Here is an 18184-nt window from a genome sequence, read left to right on the forward strand (position 1 = left end):
CGCCAGCGCGGTGCCCACGCCGCTCTTGGCCGGAGCCTGAGCCGGAGGCACGGCTGCGCCGCGGGGCGCAGGCGCGGCCATCGGTTGCGGAGCCGGGGTGCTCGGCTGGTAGCTGCGGGTGGGAGCGGAGCGCTGCATGCCTGCGCTCTTGCCCTTGCCCAGGCGCGCGGCCTCGGCAAACGGGGTGGCCAACACGGAAACCATGGTGAAGGCGAGTACGATCGTCTTCGCGCGAGTGGTCATGTTTTATTTTCCTGGTAGGTTTGAATTGCCCGGATATGACCGGGCCGATGCGAATTAGTTTTGTGCCGCTGGCAGAATTTCAAGCACGCGGGCGACGCCGCCGGCGATGCCGAAGCGCACATTGTAGCAATATAGCGACACGCCGTAGATCCGTTCCGGATCGTCCTGGTAGGCCGGGCGCGGGTCCTGCGCCAGCACCTGCTCCACCAGTTGCGCGAAGCCGGCCGGCGCGTCCGCCTCGGCCAGATGACGCCGCGCGGCCTCGCTCCATTCCACCCGCAGCAGCGGGGGAGGACCGTCGACAAAGCCGCCGGCCGCGTCCGGCCGCGATTCCACGAAGGGAATGTAGGGCTTGATGTCCAGCACCGGGGTGCCGTCCAGCAGGTCGGCGCCGGCCAGTTCCAGCGCCACGCCGTTGTCGACGCTCACCGAAACCAGCTCTACCAGCGACAGACCCATCGGGTTCGGGCGGTGGGTGGAGCGGCTGGCGAACACGCCCACCTTGGCGTTGCCGCCCAGCCTGGGCGGCCGCACCAGCGGCTGCCAGCCCCGGTCCATGGTCTGGTGGAACACGAAGCTGATCCAGACATGTGAAAACTCAGCCAAGCCGCGCACGCAGTCCGGGTGGTCGTACGGCGGCAGCAGTTCCAGCCGCACGCGGGCGGCGCTGACCAGCGACGGCTGACGCGGAATGCCGAATTTCTCGCGATATGGCGAGCGGATGACGCCTATCGGTTCAAAGCTGTAGTTCATGCCGGGATTGTAGCATCTGCGATGACTTGGGTTTTTATCGTTGTTTTTTATTGTTTCATGAAATAATTTTTATTTTTGCTTTGGTTTTTTAAAGAAAATTGGCGGGGCGATGGGTGGAACGCGGGAAAATGGAAACGCAGGGCGTCGTCGTCCGGGATGGCGCGCGCGCGATGGGCGTCTGGCTGATCGCGACGGCGGGGCTGGTCGGGCTGGGAAGGGCGTGGCCGGCCATGGGTGGCGGCCTCGCTGTGCTAGGCATCGGCTTGGCTGTATGGATGGTTTTCCGCGGGTGGCGCGCCGCAAACCGCTTGGTGGTCTGGGAAGCGGCCGGCAGGCTGCATCTGCGAGGGTTCTGGCTTACCCGAATCATTGACTGCGCGGAGCTGGCTGCCATCGGGTTTTATTACCGAGGCCATGAGCCTGTCGGCGTCAGGGTGGCTCTGCGTAGCGGCGGCGCAGTCGATTGCGCGTGCCTGGGGCCTTGGACAGGAATGGAAGAGCGAGTGGCGTTCGCCGATGCGGTCGAAGCGTTCTGTTTCGACCGGGGCTGGCGTTTCGATGCCGGCAGCGGGCGCTGGCGGCCCTGAGCGCCGCGGCGGAAGCGGATGCAAGCCGGGCAGGGCGGCGGCCCGGCTTGCATCCGGCAGGTCAGGCTGCGGCCGCGCCGATGAAGTGCTTGTTGTGGCGCGCGCTGAGCCGGCTCATCGGCAGCAGCATGAAAAAGTCGGCGCAGTTGAAGTCCGGGTCCCAGGCGGGCTCGCCGCAGACATGGGCGCCGGCGCGCAGGTAGCCCTTGATCAGCGGCGGCAGCGGCACCGGCGCGCTGTCGTCTATCACGCGGTCCAGCGGCAGCGGCAGGTGGGGAAACACCCGCCATTCGGCCGGCGACAGATATTGGCCTTCCAGCTGGCGGTACAGGCTGACCGCCTGATGGCCGCCGTCGGTCAGCGACACGCTGGCGCAACCGGCGAGATAGGCGCCGCCTTGCTGCTGCACGTAATCGGCCAGGCCGGACCACAGCAGCGCGATCACCGCGCCGGAGCGGAAGTCGCGGTGGACGCAGGAGCGGCCCACTTCGATCAGGTTGTCGCGCAGGTTGGAGAGGCGGGAGAGATCGAACTCGTGTTCGGAGTACAGGCTGGGCGCGCGGCGGGCGGCTGCCGGGGGCAGCATGCGGTAAGTGCCCACCACCATGCCGGTGTTGTGGTCCTCGACGATCAGGTGGTCGCACAACTCGTCGTATTCATCGCGGTCTATGCCCAGTTCGGCGGAGGTCAGTTCTGCGCCCATTTCGCCGGCGAACACTTCGAATCGCAGCTTCTGCGCGCGGCGGATATCCTCGGCGCCCTGGGCCAGACGCACGGCCAGGCGCGGTTTGCTTCTGCTTGCAAGCTGTTCATTTAGCAGCATGTTTTGCCCCTCGTTGTGGTTCGTCACATGCTAGGGGGGCTGTTTGACGTTGCGATGTCCATATCATGACTATGCGGTGAAGGGTCTTTGACGTTTCGGTGACGGCGGCGGGGTTATTGAAATCAAAGACTTATCAGCCAAACTGTTTTGGCGTAAAATAACCCGTTTTTCCGTTCGGTTTGCTCTTTCAGCCATGATTTATCCGACAAGCTTCGACGTGATAGTGGTGGGCGGCGGTCATGCCGGCACCGAAGCCGCGCTGGCGGCCGCGCGCATGGGCTGCGCCACGCTCCTTCTTACGCACAACATCGAGACCCTGGGCCAGATGTCGTGCAATCCGTCGATCGGCGGCATCGGCAAAGGCCATCTGGTGAAAGAGGTGGACGCGCTGGGCGGCGCGATGGCGCTGGCCACCGACATCGGCGGCATCCAGTTCCGCACCCTGAACGCGTCCAAGGGGCCGGCGGTGCGCGCCACCCGTGCCCAGGCCGACCGGATCCTGTACAAGGCCGCCATCCGCGAGATGCTGGAGAACCAGCCCAACCTGACGCTGTTCCAGCAGCCGGTGGACGATCTCTTGATCGAGGGCGACCGGGTGGCCGGCGCGATCACCGCCATCGGCATCACCTTCCGCGCCAAGACCGTGGTGCTGACCGCCGGCACCTTTCTGTCCGGCAAGATCCATGTCGGCATGGAGAACTACACCGGCGGCCGCGCCGGCGACCAGGCGGCGAGCACGCTGGGCGAGCGCCTGCGCGAGCTGAGCCTGCCGGTGGGCCGCTTGAAGACCGGCACGCCGCCGCGCATCGACGGCCGCAGCGTGGACTTCTCGGTGATGGAAGAGCAGCCGGGCGACACGCCGGAGCCGGTGTTCTCCTACCGCGGCAAGCGCGAGATGCATCCGAAGCAGCTGCCGTGCTGGATCACCCATACCAACGAGCGCACCCACGACATCATCCGCAGCGGCTTCGACCGCAGCCCGATGTTCACCGGCGTGATCGAAGGCGTCGGCCCGCGCTACTGCCCGTCGATCGAAGACAAGATCAACCGTTTCGCCGACAAGGACAGCCACCAGGTGTTCCTGGAGCCGGAAGGCCTGACGACGCACGAATTCTATCCGAACGGCATTTCCACCAGCCTGCCGTTCGACATCCAGCTGGCCGCCGTGCGCTCGATCCGCGGCATGGAGAACGCCCACATCCTGCGCCCCGGCTACGCGATCGAATACGATTACTTTGATCCGCGCGGCCTGAAGGCCTCGCTGGAAACCAAGGCCATCCAAGGCCTGTTCTTCGCCGGCCAGATCAACGGCACCACCGGCTATGAAGAAGCCGCCGCCCAGGGCCTGCTGGCCGGTCTGAACGCCGGTCTGTTCGCCCGCGAGCAGGACGCCTGGTGCCCGCGCCGCGACGAGGCCTACCTCGGCGTGCTGGTCGACGATCTGATCACCAAGGGCGTGTCCGAGCCGTACCGGATGTTCACCAGCCGCGCCGAATTCCGTCTCCAGTTGAGAGAAGACAACGCCGACCTGCGTCTGACCGAGATGGGCCGCAAGCTGGGCGTGGTGGGCGACGAGCAATGGGACGCCTTCTGCCGCAAGCGCGATGCCGTCGAGGCGGAAAAGGCGCGCCTGCAGACCACCTGGCTGCATCCGTCCAAGTTGCAAGATCCGGACGCGCTGGCGCGCGTGCTGGGCAAGCCGATCGAGCGCGAATACACGCTGCAGGACCTGCTCAAGCGCCCCAATGTGGCCTACCGCGAGCTGATGGCGGTGCCGGAAGCCGCGGAAAGCGCGCCGGAACTGGCCGACGAGGTTGCCGAGCAGGTGGAAATTCAGGTCAAATACCAGGGGTACATCAATCGCCAGAACGAAGAGCTGGCGCGCCGCGACAATCTGGAAGACATCCGTCTGCCGGGCGACATCGACTACGGCCTGGTCAAGGGCCTGTCCAAGGAAGTGCAGCAGAAGCTGAACCAGCAGCGTCCGGAGACGCTGGGCCAGGCTTCGCGCATCCAGGGCATCACCCCGGCCGCCGTCGCCCTGCTGATGGTGCACCTGAAGCGCGGCTTCACCGACGCTAAGACCGCATGACACTACATACCACCGAACTGAAACAGGGGCTGGCGCAACTGGCGCTGGATTTGACCGAACCGCAGCTGGAGCTGCTGGAGCGCTATCTGGCGCTGCTGGTCAAATGGAACCAGACCTACAACCTCACCGCGATCCGCCAGGAAGAGCGGATGGTCAGCTATCATTTGCTGGACAGCCTGAGCCTGGTGCCGCACCTGGCCGGCGGCACGCGCATGCTGGACGTCGGCTCCGGCGGCGGCATGCCCGGCATCCCGACCGCCATCGCGCGGCCGGACCTGCAGGTGGCGCTCTTGGATTCCAACCACAAGAAAACCACCTTCCTGCGCCAGGTGGTGCTGGAGCTGGGCCTGCCCAATGTGCAGGTGGTCACCGACCGCGTCGAGGCCTACCAGCCGGAGCAGAAGTTCGATCGCATCACCAGCCGCGCGTTCTCGGAGCTGTCCGAGTTCGTCAAGCTGACCCGCCACCTGATGGCCGACGACGGCCAGTACGTGGCGATGAAGGGCGTGTATCCGTATGAGGAAATCGCCTTGCTGCCGCAAGGCGTGGCGGTTTCGGAGGTGCTGCCGGTAACGGTGCCGGGGCTGGACGCCGAACGCCATCTGGTGAGGATGGTGCTGCAATGAATCCACGCGTGATCGCGGTGGCCAACCAGAAGGGCGGGGTGGGCAAGACCACCACCGTCGTCAATCTGGCGGCCGGTTTGGCCGAGCTCGGCCGGCGGGTGCTGATCGTCGATTTGGACCCGCAGGGCAACGCCACCATGGGTAGCGGCATCGCCAAGCAGTCGCTGGAGAAGTCTGGCTACGACGTGCTGCTGGGCGAGGCCACCATCGAGGAGGCGCGCCAGGACGCCAAGGCCGGCGGCTACCACGTGCTGCCCGCCAACCGCGATCTGGGCGGCGCCGAACTGGAGCTGGTCAACGAGCTGGCGCGCGAGGCGAGGCTGAAGAGCGCGCTGGCCGAGGTGGCCGGCCAGTACGATTACGTGCTGATCGACAGCCCGCCGTCGCTGAACCTGCTGACGCTGAACGGCCTGGTGGCCGCCGACAGCGTGCTGATCCCGATGGTGTGCGAGTACTACGCGCTGGAAGGCCTGTCCGACCTGGTGGCCACGCTGCGCAAGGTGAGAGTGGCGGTCAATCCCAAGATTGAGATCATGGGTTTGCTGCGCACCATGTTCGACGCCCGCAACAACCTGTCGCAACAGGTGTCGGAACAGCTGGCCCGCCACTTCGGCGAGAAAGTGTTCCAGACCGTGATTCCGCGCAATGTGCGCCTGGCCGAGGCGCCCAGCCACGGCCTGCCTGGCCTGGTCTACGACCGCAGCTCGCGCGGAGCCCAGGCTTACCTCGCGCTGGCGCAAGAGCTGGTCGAGCGCCTCGAACCCGCAACCGCAACTCCCACCGTCTGACAATATGGCCAAACTCAAAGGATTGGGGCGCGGACTCGACGCGCTCCTGTCCACCGTTGACGCGGTGGACGACAGACTTTCCACGCTTCCCATCGACAGCATCCGACCCGGCAAGTACCAGCCCCGCAGCTTCATGAACGAGGCGGCGCTGGACGAACTGGCCGCGTCCATCCGCGCCCAGGGCATCATCCAGCCGCTGATCGTGCGCGAGTTGGGCCTGGGCGACTACGAGCTGATCGCCGGCGAGCGCCGCTGGCGCGCGTCGCGCAAGGCAGGCCTCTCCGAGGTGCCGGTGGTGATCAAGAGCGTGCCCGACGAGGCCGCGCTGGCGATGGCGCTGATCGAGAACATCCAGCGCCAGGAGCTGGACCCGATAGAGGAGGCGCAGGGCATCAAGCGGCTGGTCGACGAATTCGGCCTGACCCATGAGGCCGCCGCCGACGCGGTGGGCCGCTCGCGCAGCGCGGTGTCCAACCTGCTGCGCTTGCTGGCGCTGCCGCAGCCCTTGCAGCAGATGATGCACGAGGGCCAGCTGGAGATGGGCCACGCGCGCGCCTTACTGAGCCTGCCGACGGTTTCCCAGCTGGAATTGGCGAACGAAGCGGTGCGCAAGGGCATGTCTGTGCGCGAGGTGGAGCGTCGAGTACAACAGCATGCTGCGCAAAAAACCACAGTTGCGCCGCAGCAAAAACGCGTCGATCCCGACGTGGCGCGGCTGGAGGAACAGGTTTCCGAAGCCATCGGCGCCCGTGTCAGCATCCGCCAGGCATCCGGCGGATGCGGCAAGCTGGTCATAGATTATGCGAGTCTGGACGAGCTGGATTTCCTGCTGGAGAAACTGCAAAAAAATCCTAAAAAATGAGTTTGTTGCAACGCAAAAAGTCTGCTGGAGCAAAGTTGACGCAACTCAAGCCCAAAGCCTATAATCCAGCGGTTTTTTTGCACTGGCGATCATGATCTATTCGGAAGTGAAGCGCGTGCTGCGCCTGCAGGCCAGTTTGGTCGGCCTGGCCGTAGTGGTCGCGCTACTCGCCAGCGCAGGCAGCGTGACTGTCGCCGTGTCCGCCCTGCTGGGCGGTTTGGCGGTGCTGGCGCCGGCCCTGGTGTACGCCAGGATCGCTTACGCCAAGCGTCACGTGGCGCCCGCGGCGCTGATCAAGGCGCATTTTCTGGCCGAGGCGGTAAAGTTTTGCCTGACCGTACTGTTAAGTGGTGCGGTTTTGGCCAGTTTCAAGGATTTGTCCGTAGTTGGATTTTTGGGTGGGTTCTTTGCCGCCACCTCCGGCTACGGCTTCGGGCTTCTAATCAAAAATTGAGAAAAGAGCGATGGCAAGCAACGCAACCGATTACATCAAGCACCATCTCACCTTCTGGAATTCGGATCCTTCCGCCGGTTTCTGGAGCCTGCACGTAGACACCTTCTCCATTTCGCTGGTTCTCGGCTTCCTGTTCGCCGCCGTGTTCGCCGTGGTGGCGCGACGCGCCAGCATCGAAGCGCCGGGCCGCCTGCAGCTGTTCGTCGAGATGATCGTCGAGATGGTGCAGACCCAGGTTCGCGAAGTGTTCCACGGCAAGAGCAAGATGATCGCCCCGCTGGCGCTGACCATCTTCTGCTGGGTGTTCCTGATGAACTTCATGGACTTGTTCCCGGTAGACCTGTTCCCGATGGCCGCGCAGTGGATCGGCTACACCTTCTTCGGCCTGGAGCCGCACCACGTGTACTTCCGCGTCGTGCCCTCCGCTGACGTGAATTCCACTTTCGCCATGTCGCTGTCGGTGCTGATCCTGATCGTCGGCTTTTCGATCAAGGCCAAGGGCCTGGGCGGCTGGGGCAAGGAACTGCTGACCGCTCCGTTCCACAGCTCCCACCCGGTCGGCGCCATCATCCTGGCCCCGCTGAACTTCGCGTTCCAGCTGGTCGAACTGGCCGCCAAGCCGATTTCGCTCTCTCTTCGTTTGTTCGGCAACCTGTACGCCGGCGAACTGATCTTCATCCTGATCGCGCTGCTGCCCTGGGGCCTGCAGTGGGTGCTGGGCGCGCCGTGGGCGATTTTCCACATCCTGATCATCACCCTGCAGGCTTTTGTGTTCATGATGCTGACCATCGTGTACCTGAGCCTGGCGGTGGAAGCGCACTGATTTACCGTAGATTCATCCTTCTTTTTACCCAACCATCCTTGCTTTAAGTCTTAGGAGATACACAATGGAAGCACTCGTTTCTCAGATTCAGTCGATGACCGCTATCGCTGCCGCTCTGATCATTGGCCTCGGCGCTCTGGGCACCGCTATCGGCTTCGCCATTCTGGGTGGCAAGTTCCTCGAGTCCTCCGCTCGCCAGCCGGAAATGATCCCGGTTCTGCAAACCAAGCTGTTCATCATCGCCGGTCTGCTGGACGCGATCTCCATGATCGGCGTTGGTGTTGCCATGCTGTTCACCTTCAACAACCCGTTCCTGTCCGCTGCCCTGGCTATCGTTAAGGCGGCTCACTAATCCGTTTCCGACGGATATGTAGACGGTTGTTGCAGTCATACTCTGGAGGAAAACAAGCGTGGAATTTAACGTAACACTACTGGGCCAGGCGATCACGTTCGCCATCCTGGTATGGTTCACCATGAAGTTTGTTTGGCCTCCGCTTACCAACATGATGGATGAGCGGGCCAAGCGTATCGCTGATGGCTTGGCCGCCGCGGAACGCGGCAAGCAGGATCTGGAAGCCGCTGAAAAGCGCGTTGCGGACGAAATCCGCAAGGCGAAGCAGCAGGCTACCGAGATCGTGGTTGCCGCCGAGAAGCGTGCTAACCAGATCGTGGACGAAGCCAAGGAAGCGGCGCGCACCGAAGGTGCCCGCATCGTGGCCGACGCCAAGTCTGAAATCGACCAGGAAGTGCTGCGCGCCAAGGAATCCCTGCGCGCGCATGTCGCCGACCTGGCCGTTTCCGGCGCCGAGAAGATCCTGCGCAAGGAGATCGACGCCGCTAAGCACGCCGACCTGCTTGCCTCCATCAAAGCGGAGTTTTAACTAACTCATGGCAGAACTCATTACCGTCGCAAGGCCCTACGCCGAAGCGGTATACAGCCTCGCCACGGAACAGGGCAAGCTCGACCAGTGGTCGGACGCGCTGTCGTGGCTGGCTGCCATGGTGAACAACCCGGATCTGGCCCAAGTCGTCACCAATCCGAAACATACCGCACAAGAGGTTGAGGCGCTGATGCTGGATGTGCTCGGCTCGCGCGGCAACGATGACGTGAAACGCTTCATCGCCGCGCTGATCGAGAACGCCCGTTTGACGCTGCTGCCTGAAATCGCCGCGCAGTTTGAATTGCTGAAGGCGCAATCGGAAAACATCGTGGACGCCCTGGTGGAGTCCGCTTTTGCTTTGTCCGATGAACAGAAAGCCGAACTGACCAACACGCTTTCCAAGAAGTACGGCAAAGCCGTGCGTCTTGATGTGCGTGAGAACGCCGACCTGATCGGCGGCGTTCGCGTGTCGGTGGGCGACGATGTCATCGACGCTTCCGTGCGCGGCAAACTGCAGGCAATGGCAGTAAGCCTCAAGAATTAGGAGAGATCATGCAGTTGAACCCCTCTGAAATCAGCGATCTGATCAAGGCCAAGATCCAGAATCTGGCTGAAGGCGCTGAAGTTCGCACCAAGGGCACGGTTATCTCCGTGACCGACGGTATCGTCCGCATCCACGGCCTGGCCGATGTGATGCAGGGCGAAATGCTCGAATTCCCGGGCAACACCTTTGGCCTCGCCATGAACCTGGAGCGCGACTCTGTCGGCGCCGTGGTTCTGGGCGAGTACGAGCACATCTCCGAAGGCGACGAAGTCAAGTGCACCGGTCGCATTCTGGAAGTGCCGGTTGGTCCGGAGCTGATTGGCCGCGTGGTCAATGCCCTGGGTCAGCCGATCGACGGCAAAGGCCCGGTCAACGCCAAGAAATCGTCCCCGATCGAAAAGATCGCTCCGGGCGTGATCGCGCGTCAATCGGTATCGCAGCCGATGCAGACCGGCCTGAAGTCGATTGACTCCATGGTTCCGGTTGGCCGCGGCCAGCGTGAGCTGATCATTGGCGACCGTCAGACCGGCAAGACCGCCGTGGCTCTGGACGCCATCATCAACCAGAAGGGCAATGGCGTCATCTGTATCTACGTAGCCGTAGGTCAGAAGGCTTCCTCCATCGCCAACGTGGTTCGCAAGCTGGAAGAGCACGGCGCGATGGGTCACACCATCATCGTGGCCGCCACCGCTTCCGAAGCCGCCGCCCTGCAGTTCATCGCCCCGTATTCCGGCTGCGCGATGGGCGAATACTTCCGCGACATCGGCGAAGACGCGCTGATCGTATACGACGACCTGTCCAAGCAAGCCGTCGCCTACCGTCAGATCTCGCTGCTGCTGCGCCGTCCGCCGGGCCGCGAAGCCTACCCGGGCGACGTGTTCTATCTCCACTCCCGTCTGCTGGAGCGCGCTGCGCGCATCAACGAAGACGAAGTGGAAAAGCTGACTGGCGGCGCCGTGAAGGGCAAGACCGGTTCGCTGACCGCTCTGCCTATCATCGAAACCCAGGCCGGCGACGTATCCGCGTTCGTTCCGACCAACGTGATTTCGATTACCGACGGCCAGATCTTCCTGGAAACCGATCTGTTCAACGCGGGCATCCGTCCGGCCATCAACGCCGGTATCTCGGTATCTCGCGTGGGCGGTGCAGCTCAGACCAAGGTGATCAAGAAGCTCGGCGGCGGTATCCGTCTGGCTCTGGCCCAGTATCGCGAGCTGGCTGCGTTCGCGCAGTTCGCCTCCGACCTGGACGAAGCCACCCGCAAGCAGCTGTCCCACGGTGAAGTGGTGACCGAACTGATGAAGCAGAAGCAGTTCTCCACCCTGTCCACTGCGGAAATGGCGCTGACCCTGTGGGCGGTGAACAAGGGCAGCTACGAAGACGTTCCGGTGAAGAAAGCCCTGGCTTTCGAAGCCGAGTTCCTGGCCAACGTGCGTGCCAACCACGCCGAAGTGCTGCAGGCCGTGAACGCCTCCGGTGATCTGTCTGCCGACAACGAGAAGGTACTGGCCAAGGCGATGGAATCGTTCAAGGCCGGCTACAGCTTCAACTGAGCCTTCGACTCACGTCGTAGCTAGAGAAAGGTTCAGGATATGGCAGTCGGTAAAGAGATTCTCACCAAGATCCGAAGCGTGCAGAACACGCAGAAGATCACCCGCGCTATGCAGATGGTGTCGACCTCGAAGATGCGCAAAACGCAAGAGCGTATGCGCGCTGCCCGTCCTTACGCCGAGAAGGTGCGCACAGTCATGGCGCACCTCGCTCAGGCGAACGCGGAACTTGGTCACCCGCTGCTTGCCCGTCGCGAGACGATCAAGCGCGCCGGCATCATCCTGGTTTCCTCCGACAAGGGCCTGTGCGGCGGCTTGAACGTGAACTCGTTCAAGCGCTTCTTCGCCAAGGTCAAGGAACTGCAGGACGAGGGCGTCGAAGTCGACGTCTGCTGCCTGGGCCAGAAAGGCCTGGGAGCTGCCCAGCGCGCCCGTCTGAACGTGGTGGCAAGCGCGGTTCATCTCGGCGATGTGCCGAAGATGGAAAAACTGATTGGCCCGCTTACGGTTCTGTTCAAGCAGTACGCCGAAGGCGAACTGGATGCGGTTTACATCGTGTACTCCAGCTTCGTGAATACCATGAAGCAGGAGCCGGCACTTGAACAGCTGCTTCCGCTGACCCCGCACCACATGGTGGTGGAGCATTCGCACTCGTGGGATTACCTGTACGAGCCGGATGCCCCTACTCTGATGGAATTCCTGGTGCGCCGTTATCTGGAATCGGTGGTGTATCAGGCTCTGGCCGAGAACATGGCTTCCGAGCAGGCCGCGCGGATGGTGGCGATGAAAGCCGCTACCGACAACGCGGGCAACACCATCAAGCAGCTGCGCCTGGTGTACAACAAGGCGCGTCAAGCGGCGATTACGACCGAGCTGTCGGAAATCGTGGCCGGCGCCGCCGCGGTGTAGCCCACTTGCGGAACACAAAGTTTATTTTTAGGAAGCGATAATGAGCCAAGGCAAAATCGTACAAATCATTGGCGCGGTGATCGACGTGGAATTTCCGCGCGACGCCATGCCGAAGGTTTATGATGCCCTGAAGCTGGTGGACGCCGACCTGACGCTCGAAGTTCAGCAACAGCTGGGCGACGGCGTGGTCCGTACCATTGCTATGGGTAGCTCCGATGGTCTGAAGCGTGGCATGGCCGTAGCCAACACCGGCGCACCGATTTCGGTGCCGGTTGGCGCCGCCACCCTCGGCCGCATCATGGACGTACTGGGCAACCCGGTTGACGAAGCTGGCCCGGTGGCTACCGACGCACGTCGCGCCATCCACCAGCCGGCACCGAAGTTCGACGAGCTGTCCGCAGCCTCCGACATCCTGGAAACCGGCATCAAGGTGATCGACCTGCTGTGCCCGTTCGCCAAGGGCGGCAAGGTGGGTCTGTTCGGCGGCGCCGGTGTGGGCAAGACCGTGAACATGATGGAGTTGATCAACAACATCGCCAAGGCCCACTCGGGTTTGTCGGTGTTCGCCGGCGTGGGTGAGCGTACCCGTGAAGGCAACGACTTCTACCACGAAATGAAGGACTCCAACGTCCTGGACAAAGTGGCGATGGTTTACGGTCAGATGAACGAGCCGCCGGGCAACCGTCTGCGCGTGGCCCTGACCGGCCTGACCATGGCGGAGCACTTCCGCGACGAGAAGGACGAAAACGGCAAGGGCCGCGACGTTCTGCTGTTCGTGGACAACATCTACCGCTACACCCTGGCCGGTACCGAAGTGTCCGCTCTGCTGGGCCGTATGCCGTCCGCCGTGGGCTACCAGCCGACGCTGGCCGAGGAAATGGGCCGTCTGCAAGAGCGTATTACGTCGACCAAGGATGGTTCCATTACCTCCATCCAGGCCGTATACGTCCCTGCGGATGACTTGACCGACCCGTCCCCGGCGACCACCTTCGCCCACTTGGACGCTACCGTGGTACTGTCGCGCGACATCGCCTCGCTGGGTATCTACCCGGCCGTGGACCCGCTCGACTCCACCTCGCGCCAGTTGGATCCGCTGGTGGTTGGCGACGAGCACTACTCGGTTGCCCGCGGCGTGCAGTCCACCCTGCAGCGCTACAAGGAACTGCGCGACATCATCGCGATTCTGGGTATGGACGAACTGTCCGAGGAAGACAAACTGGTCGTGGCTCGCGCCCGTAAGATCCAGCGCTTCCTGTCCCAGCCGTTCCACGTGGCCGAAGTGTTTACCGGTTCCCCGGGCAAATACGTGCCGCTGCGCGAAACCATCAAGGGCTTCAAGGCCATTCTCGCTGGCGAATACGACCACCTGCCGGAACAAGCGTTCTACATGGTTGGCGCGATCGACGAAGCTGCCGAGAAAGCCAAGACCCTTAACTAAGGAGAGGGCGGATGTCCAAGATGCGTGTGGAAGTGGTTAGCACCGAGCAACTCATCTTCTCCGGCGAGGCGGAATTCGTCGTCGCGCCGGCTACCGAAGGCGAGATCGGCGTCTACCCGCAACACGTGCCGCTCCTGACCCGTATCAAGCCCGGCGTGCTTCGTCTGAAGGTGCCGGGCGCCAAGGAAGAAGTACTGGTGGCGGTGTCCGGCGGCATGATGGAAGTGCAGCCGAGCCTGATCACCGTGCTCGCCGATACGGCGATCCGCGGCGAGGATCTCGATGAGGCCCGCGCCAATGAGGCGAAACGCGCTGCCGAGGATGCCCTCAAGCGCGCGACCGACGACCTGAGCACGGCCAAGGCCCACGCCGCACTGGCGGTGGCGATTGCCGAGCTCAAGACGCTGGACTACCTCAAGAAGCGCGCTCACTGATTGCGCGAGACGTAATCGTGTATAGTGCTAGGCTGCCACGCAAGTGGCAGCCTTTTTCCGTTCTGGTGAAGCAAAAAGATCATGGATAGTCTGAGTATCGTCATTCTGGCTGCCGGCAAAGGCAAGCGCATGTATTCCTCCCAGCCCAAAGTCCTGCATCCGATCGGCGGCGAGCCGATGCTGGCGCGGGTGATCCGCACCGCGCGCGGCTTGAATCCGTCCCGCCTGGTGGTGGTGTACGGCCACGGCGGCGAGCAGGTGCGCGCCAGAATCCAGGATGCGGACATCGTATGGGCCGAGCAGGCGGAGCAGCTGGGCACCGGCCACGCGCTGAAGATGGCGCTGCCGCACCTGCCGGCGGACGGGAAGACCTTGGTGCTGTACGGCGACGTGCCGCTGACCAAGGTTTCCACGTTGCAAAGGCTGGAACAGGCCGCCGGCGAGGGCATGGCGGTGCTGACCGACGTGCTGGCCGACGCCAGCGGCTACGGCCGCATGGTGCGCGGCGCCGACGGCAAGCTGAAAGCCATTGTCGAGCACAAGGATTGCACGCCGGAACAGTTGAATATCCGCGAGATCAACACCGGCATGATGGCGCTGCCGAATGCCCGCCTGGCGGAATGGCTGAACGCGCTGAACAACGGCAACGCCCAGGGCGAATATTATCTGACCGACGTGCTGGCGTTGGCGGTGCGCGACGGCGTGGCGGTGGAAAGCGCCAGCGTCGACGCAAGTTGGGAAGCCGCCGGCGTGAACAACAAGCTGCAACTCTCGGAGTTGGAGCGCATTCTGCAAGCCAACCAGGCGCGCGCGCTGCTGGAAGCCGGCGTCACGCTGGCCGACCCGGCCCGCATCGACATTCGCGGCGAGCTCAAACATGGCATGGACGTCAGCATCGACGTCGGCTGCGTGTTCGAGGGCGCGGTGGAGTTGGGCGATAACGTGGAAATCGGCGCGCACTGCGTGTTGAAGAACGTGAGGGTCGCCGTCGGCACCAAGATCGCGCCGTTCTCGCATCTGGAGGACGCGGTGGTGGGCGAAGAATGCAGGATCGGGCCGTACGCGCGCCTGCGTCCGGGGGCGGAGCTGGCCGGACACGTGCACATCGGCAACTTCGTCGAGGTGAAGAAGAGCAAGATCGGCGACGGCTCCAAGGTCAACCACCTGAGCTATATCGGCGACGCCGAGATCGGCCGCAAGGTCAACGTCGGCGCCGGCTCGGTCACCTGCAACTACGACGGTGTCAACAAGTTCAAGACCCTGATCGGCGACAACGTCTTCGTCGGCTCAGGCACGCTGATGGTGGCGCCGGTGCGTCTGGAGCGCGATTCCACGATCGGCGCCGGCTCGGTGATCAGCAAGGATACCCCGGCTGGCGAACTGACCGTGGCGCGCGCGCGCCAGGTGACGGTGCCGGGCTGGAAGCGTCCGCAGAAAAAGAGCTGATTCCGCTCGCGCGCAAGACCCGCGCCCGGCGTTTCTCCAATGGGGAACGCCGGGCGTTTTTCATGTGTTTCGGCTGGAGCCGGCAGCGCCGCTTTCTTTCGAAATAGGTCTTGCCAAGGCAAAACTTGCGCTGATATCATTCAAAAACTTTCGAAACGAAACTTGTGATGACAAAACGAAACACTCAGCAGCGCCGCCATGCCATCGCCGCGCTGGTGCAGGAGCGGGGTGAAGTCAGCGTGGAAGAGCTGACCCAGCGCTTCGCCACGTCCGAAGTCACCATCCGCAAAGACCTGGCCCTGCTGGAAACCGGCGGCCTGTTGCTGCGCCGCTACGGCGGCGCGGTGTCGCTGCCCAGCGAGATGGCGGCGGAGCCGGATGTCGGCCAAGTTTCGAAACGAAAGCAGGCGATCGCCCGCGCGGCGGCGGAAAGGCTGCGCGACCATAATCGCGTCATCATCGACAGCGGAACCACCACCAGCGCGATGATTCCGTTGCTGGGAGGCAAGCGCGGTCTGGTGGTGATGACCAACTCGCTGAACGTGGCCGGCCAACTGCGCGAGCTGGAGAACGAACCCATCCTGCTGATGACCGGCGGCACCTGGGACCCGCATTCGGAATCGTTCCAGGGCCAGATCGCCGAACAGGCGCTGCGTTCCTATGATTTCGACCAGCTGTTCATCGGCGCCGACGGCATAGACCTGGAGCGCGGCACCACCACCTTCAACGAGCTGGTGGGCCTGTCCCGGGTGATGGCTGAAGTGGCGCGCGAGGTGATCGTGATGGTGGAGTCGGAAAAGATCGGCCGCCGCATCCCCAATCTGGAATTGCCGTGGGACAAGATCCACACCCTGGTGACCGATGACGGCTTGGCGCAAGATGCCAGAAACAAGATTCAAGCGAAGGGCGTGACGCTGATTTGCGCGCCCGCAGTTCAAGACAGCAGTGCAAGGAGAAAATAATGTGCGGCATCGTTGGCGCCATCGCCAAGCGTAATATCGTTCCCATCCTGGTGGATGGCCTGAAGCGTCTGGAATACCGCGGCTATGATTCCGCCGGCGTGGCCGTGCTGGCTGGCGACGAAATCCGTCGCGTGCGCCGCGTCGGCCGCGTGGCCGAGATGGAAAGCGCCGCCGCCGAGGAAAGCCTGCAAGGCCAGCTCGGCATCGGCCACACCCGCTGGGCCACCCACGGCGGCGTGACCGAATACAACGCCCACCCGCACATTTCCTTCGGCAAGATCGCGGTGGTGCACAACGGCATCATCGAAAATCACGAACAGCAGCGCCAGCGCCTGAAGGGCCTGGGCTACGCCTTCGAATCGCAAACCGACACCGAAGTGATCGCCCATCTGGTGCACCACTACTACCAGGCCGGCGACAGCCTGTTCGACGCCGTGAAGAAAGCCACCCGCGAACTGACCGGCGCCTACGCCATCGGCGTCATCGCGCTGGATCGTCCGGACGAACTGGTGTGCGCCCGCATGGGCTGCCCACTGCTGGTGGGCCTGGGAGACGGTGAAAACTTCATCGCTTCCGACGTCTCCGCCATCCTGTCCGCCACCCGCCGCGTGATCTTCCTGGAAGAGGGCGACATCGGCCATCTCACCCGCGACGGCGTCAAGCTGATGGACAAGAACGATCAGGCCATCGAGCGCCCGGTGCATCTGTCCGACGTGTCGCTGGCATCGCTTGAATTGGGCCCGTACAGCCACTTCATGCAGAAGGAAATCCACGAACAGCCCAAGGCGCTGGCCGACACCATCGAAGCGGTGCAGGACGCCGGCTTCAATCCGGAGCTGTTCGGCCAGGCCGCCGCCGGCATCCTGCCGCAGCTGGAAGGCGTGAAGATCCTGGCCTGCGGCACCAGCTACTACGCCGGCATGACCGCCAAGTACTGGATCGAGAGCATCGCCGGCCTGCCGTGCGACGTGGAAATCGCCAGCGAATACCGCTACCGCGACGCCTTCGCCAACCCCAAGCACCTGATCGTCACCATCTCCCAGTCCGGCGAAACGCTGGATACCATGGAGGCGCTGAAGTACGCCAAGGAGCTGGGCCACCAGTACGCGCTGTCCATCTGCAATGTGCGCGAATCCGCCATCCCGCGCGCCAGCGATCTGGTGTTCTATACCCGCGCCGGCGCCGAGATCGGCGTGGCCTCCACCAAGGCCTTCACCACCCAGCTGGTGGGCCTGTTCGCGCTGGCCGTGACCCTGGGCAAGACCCGCGGCCGCGTGTCCGCCGAGATGGAGGCGCAATATTTGGACGAGCTGCGCCACCTGCCAGGCAGCGTGCAGCACGCGCTGAACCTGGAGCCGCAGATCAAGGCCTGGTCCGAACGCTTCGCCGCCAAGGACGACGCGCTGTTCCTCGGCCGCGGCCTGCATTACCCGATCGCGCTGGAAGGCGCGCTGAAGCTGAAGGAAATTTCCTACATCCACGCCGAAGCCTACCCGGCCGGCGAGCTGAAGCACGGCCCGCTGGCGCTGGTGGACGAGAACATGCCGGTGGTGGTGATCGCCCCCAACGACGCGCTGTTGGAGAAAGTGAAGTCGAACATGCAGGAAGTGCGCGCCCGCGGCGGCGAGCTGTTCGTGTTCGCCGACGCCGACAGCCACTTCAGCGAATCCGATGGCGTCCACGTGATCCGCACCCCGCGCCACGTCGGCGTCCTCAGCCCCATCGTCCACACCATCCCGGTGCAGATGCTGGCCTACCACGTGGCGCTGTCGCGCGGCACGGATGTCGACAAGCCGAGGAACCTCGCAAAATCGGTTACGGTGGAGTGATGGACGCCAGTTGTGGTGACTAGAGCGAATAAAGTCCGTCGGATTCGAATGAAGTTCGTCGGAGTCTGACAAGAGAGAAGGGGCCGCTGGCCCTTTCTTCTTTGTATGTTGCGCGAATTCTTCAGATGCTCGCTTTTCAA

At 63.2% G+C, this 18184-nt stretch carries 19 protein-coding genes and 1 pseudogene; 17 read left to right on the forward strand and 3 right to left on the reverse strand.

Going from position 1 to position 18184, the window contains the following annotated elements; genetic code table 11:
- Both LQR33_RS18210 and tsaA read right to left on the reverse strand, forming a co-directional pair.
- Positions 1-243: pseudogene (locus tag LQR33_RS18210) on the reverse strand (Tim44 domain-containing protein); the annotation flags it as partial.
- Positions 244-297: 54 nt separating this feature from the next.
- On the reverse strand, positions 298-996 hold the full coding sequence (gene tsaA, locus LQR33_RS18215; protein WP_104945496.1) for a tRNA (N6-threonylcarbamoyladenosine(37)-N6)-methyltransferase TrmO: 699 nt from the start codon (positions 994-996) through the stop codon (positions 298-300).
- Between the two features lie 128 nt (positions 997-1124).
- Here tsaA and LQR33_RS18220 point away from each other — a divergent pair, with 128 nt between their 5' ends.
- Positions 1125-1583, forward strand: coding sequence for a hypothetical protein (locus LQR33_RS18220; protein ID WP_231470026.1), 459 nt, complete (start codon positions 1125-1127; stop codon positions 1581-1583).
- A 61-nt stretch (positions 1584-1644) separates the two neighbouring features.
- On the opposite strand, the gene LQR33_RS18225 is transcribed toward LQR33_RS18220, so the two are convergent.
- Complete coding sequence (locus LQR33_RS18225) at positions 1645-2406, reverse strand: GNAT family N-acetyltransferase (RefSeq protein ID WP_166439582.1); 762 nt, start codon at positions 2404-2406, stop codon at positions 1645-1647.
- A 193-nt stretch (positions 2407-2599) separates the two neighbouring features.
- Between LQR33_RS18225 and mnmG the strand changes: the two genes are divergently transcribed.
- From mnmG to glmS, 16 genes are all read left to right on the forward strand, one after another.
- Entirely contained in the window at positions 2600-4498 is a 1899-nt protein-coding gene (mnmG, locus tag LQR33_RS18230; RefSeq protein ID WP_166439583.1) for a tRNA uridine-5-carboxymethylaminomethyl(34) synthesis enzyme MnmG, read from the forward strand.
- Entirely contained in the window at positions 4495-5124 is a 630-nt protein-coding gene (gene rsmG / locus LQR33_RS18235) for a 16S rRNA (guanine(527)-N(7))-methyltransferase RsmG (protein ID WP_021474880.1), read from the forward strand. Before mnmG ends, rsmG begins: the two co-directional genes overlap by 4 nt.
- Positions 5121-5912, forward strand: a complete 792-nt coding sequence (locus LQR33_RS18240; RefSeq protein WP_021474881.1) for a ParA family protein — start codon at positions 5121-5123, stop codon at positions 5910-5912. Before rsmG ends, LQR33_RS18240 begins: the two co-directional genes overlap by 4 nt.
- 4 nt (positions 5913-5916) lie before the next feature.
- Positions 5917-6774, forward strand: a complete 858-nt coding sequence (locus LQR33_RS18245) for a ParB/RepB/Spo0J family partition protein (RefSeq protein ID WP_021474882.1) — start codon at positions 5917-5919, stop codon at positions 6772-6774.
- A 91-nt stretch (positions 6775-6865) separates the two neighbouring features.
- The gene (locus tag LQR33_RS18250; RefSeq protein WP_021474883.1) at positions 6866-7228 is read left to right on the forward strand and encodes an ATP synthase subunit I; all 363 of its coding nucleotides are present in this window, start codon (positions 6866-6868) and stop codon (positions 7226-7228) included.
- 10 nt (positions 7229-7238) lie between these two features.
- A complete protein-coding gene (gene atpB / locus LQR33_RS18255) occupies positions 7239-8051 on the forward strand; it encodes a F0F1 ATP synthase subunit A (RefSeq protein WP_021474884.1) in 813 nt (270 codons plus the stop codon).
- Positions 8052-8115: 64 nt separating this feature from the next.
- Positions 8116-8403 carry a F0F1 ATP synthase subunit C gene (gene atpE / locus LQR33_RS18260; RefSeq protein WP_021474885.1) on the forward strand — a complete coding sequence of 96 codons (288 nt, stop codon included), beginning with the start codon at positions 8116-8118 and terminating at the stop codon, positions 8401-8403.
- Between the two features lie 58 nt (positions 8404-8461).
- Positions 8462-8932: a F0F1 ATP synthase subunit B gene (locus LQR33_RS18265; protein WP_021474886.1), complete on the forward strand. Its 471-nt coding sequence runs from the start codon at positions 8462-8464 to the stop codon at positions 8930-8932.
- Positions 8933-8939: 7 nt separating this feature from the next.
- Entirely contained in the window at positions 8940-9476 is a 537-nt protein-coding gene (locus LQR33_RS18270; protein ID WP_166439584.1) for a F0F1 ATP synthase subunit delta, read from the forward strand.
- 8 nt (positions 9477-9484) lie between these two features.
- Positions 9485-11029 carry a F0F1 ATP synthase subunit alpha gene (gene atpA / locus LQR33_RS18275; protein ID WP_021474888.1) on the forward strand — a complete coding sequence of 515 codons (1545 nt, stop codon included), beginning with the start codon at positions 9485-9487 and terminating at the stop codon, positions 11027-11029.
- A 39-nt stretch (positions 11030-11068) separates the two neighbouring features.
- Complete coding sequence (gene atpG, locus LQR33_RS18280; protein WP_166439585.1) at positions 11069-11935, forward strand: F0F1 ATP synthase subunit gamma; 867 nt, start codon at positions 11069-11071, stop codon at positions 11933-11935.
- A 40-nt stretch (positions 11936-11975) separates the two neighbouring features.
- Positions 11976-13373, forward strand: a complete 1398-nt coding sequence (gene atpD / locus LQR33_RS18285) for a F0F1 ATP synthase subunit beta (protein WP_021474890.1) — start codon at positions 11976-11978, stop codon at positions 13371-13373.
- Between the two features lie 11 nt (positions 13374-13384).
- The gene (locus LQR33_RS18290) at positions 13385-13807 is read left to right on the forward strand and encodes a F0F1 ATP synthase subunit epsilon (protein WP_166439586.1); all 423 of its coding nucleotides are present in this window, start codon (positions 13385-13387) and stop codon (positions 13805-13807) included.
- A gap of 81 nt (positions 13808-13888) precedes the next feature.
- Entirely contained in the window at positions 13889-15253 is a 1365-nt protein-coding gene (gene glmU / locus LQR33_RS18295; protein ID WP_231470027.1) for a bifunctional UDP-N-acetylglucosamine diphosphorylase/glucosamine-1-phosphate N-acetyltransferase GlmU, read from the forward strand.
- A gap of 167 nt (positions 15254-15420) precedes the next feature.
- Complete coding sequence (locus tag LQR33_RS18300; RefSeq protein WP_166439588.1) at positions 15421-16215, forward strand: DeoR/GlpR family DNA-binding transcription regulator; 795 nt, start codon at positions 15421-15423, stop codon at positions 16213-16215.
- Complete coding sequence (gene glmS / locus LQR33_RS18305; RefSeq protein ID WP_231470028.1) at positions 16215-18044, forward strand: glutamine--fructose-6-phosphate transaminase (isomerizing); 1830 nt, start codon at positions 16215-16217, stop codon at positions 18042-18044. Before LQR33_RS18300 ends, glmS begins: the two co-directional genes overlap by 1 nt.
- The last annotated feature ends 140 nt before the right edge of the window (positions 18045-18184 follow it).

Origin of the sequence: Chromobacterium piscinae, assembly GCF_021129175.1 — a bacterium.
In the GTDB taxonomy this organism is placed as follows: domain Bacteria; phylum Pseudomonadota; class Gammaproteobacteria; order Burkholderiales; family Chromobacteriaceae; genus Chromobacterium; species Chromobacterium piscinae.

Coding starts and splice junctions, on each gene's coding strand:
- tsaA (WP_104945496.1), bottom strand. CDS start 996: ATGAACTACAGCTTTGAACCGATAGGCGTCATCCGCTCGCCATATCGC.
- LQR33_RS18220 (WP_231470026.1), top strand. CDS start 1,125: ATGGAAACGCAGGGCGTCGTCGTCCGGGATGGCGCGCGCGCGATGGGC.
- LQR33_RS18225 (WP_166439582.1), bottom strand. CDS start 2,406: ATGCTGCTAAATGAACAGCTTGCAAGCAGAAGCAAACCGCGCCTGGCC.
- mnmG (WP_166439583.1), top strand. CDS start 2,600: ATGATTTATCCGACAAGCTTCGACGTGATAGTGGTGGGCGGCGGTCAT.
- rsmG (WP_021474880.1), top strand. CDS start 4,495: ATGACACTACATACCACCGAACTGAAACAGGGGCTGGCGCAACTGGCG.
- LQR33_RS18240 (WP_021474881.1), top strand. CDS start 5,121: ATGAATCCACGCGTGATCGCGGTGGCCAACCAGAAGGGCGGGGTGGGC.
- LQR33_RS18245 (WP_021474882.1), top strand. CDS start 5,917: ATGGCCAAACTCAAAGGATTGGGGCGCGGACTCGACGCGCTCCTGTCC.
- LQR33_RS18250 (WP_021474883.1), top strand. CDS start 6,866: ATGATCTATTCGGAAGTGAAGCGCGTGCTGCGCCTGCAGGCCAGTTTG.
- atpB (WP_021474884.1), top strand. CDS start 7,239: ATGGCAAGCAACGCAACCGATTACATCAAGCACCATCTCACCTTCTGG.
- atpE (WP_021474885.1), top strand. CDS start 8,116: ATGGAAGCACTCGTTTCTCAGATTCAGTCGATGACCGCTATCGCTGCC.
- LQR33_RS18270 (WP_166439584.1), top strand. CDS start 8,940: ATGGCAGAACTCATTACCGTCGCAAGGCCCTACGCCGAAGCGGTATAC.
- atpA (WP_021474888.1), top strand. CDS start 9,485: ATGCAGTTGAACCCCTCTGAAATCAGCGATCTGATCAAGGCCAAGATC.
- atpG (WP_166439585.1), top strand. CDS start 11,069: ATGGCAGTCGGTAAAGAGATTCTCACCAAGATCCGAAGCGTGCAGAAC.
- atpD (WP_021474890.1), top strand. CDS start 11,976: ATGAGCCAAGGCAAAATCGTACAAATCATTGGCGCGGTGATCGACGTG.
- LQR33_RS18290 (WP_166439586.1), top strand. CDS start 13,385: ATGTCCAAGATGCGTGTGGAAGTGGTTAGCACCGAGCAACTCATCTTC.
- glmU (WP_231470027.1), top strand. CDS start 13,889: ATGGATAGTCTGAGTATCGTCATTCTGGCTGCCGGCAAAGGCAAGCGC.
- LQR33_RS18300 (WP_166439588.1), top strand. CDS start 15,421: ATGACAAAACGAAACACTCAGCAGCGCCGCCATGCCATCGCCGCGCTG.
- glmS (WP_231470028.1), top strand. CDS start 16,215: ATGTGCGGCATCGTTGGCGCCATCGCCAAGCGTAATATCGTTCCCATC.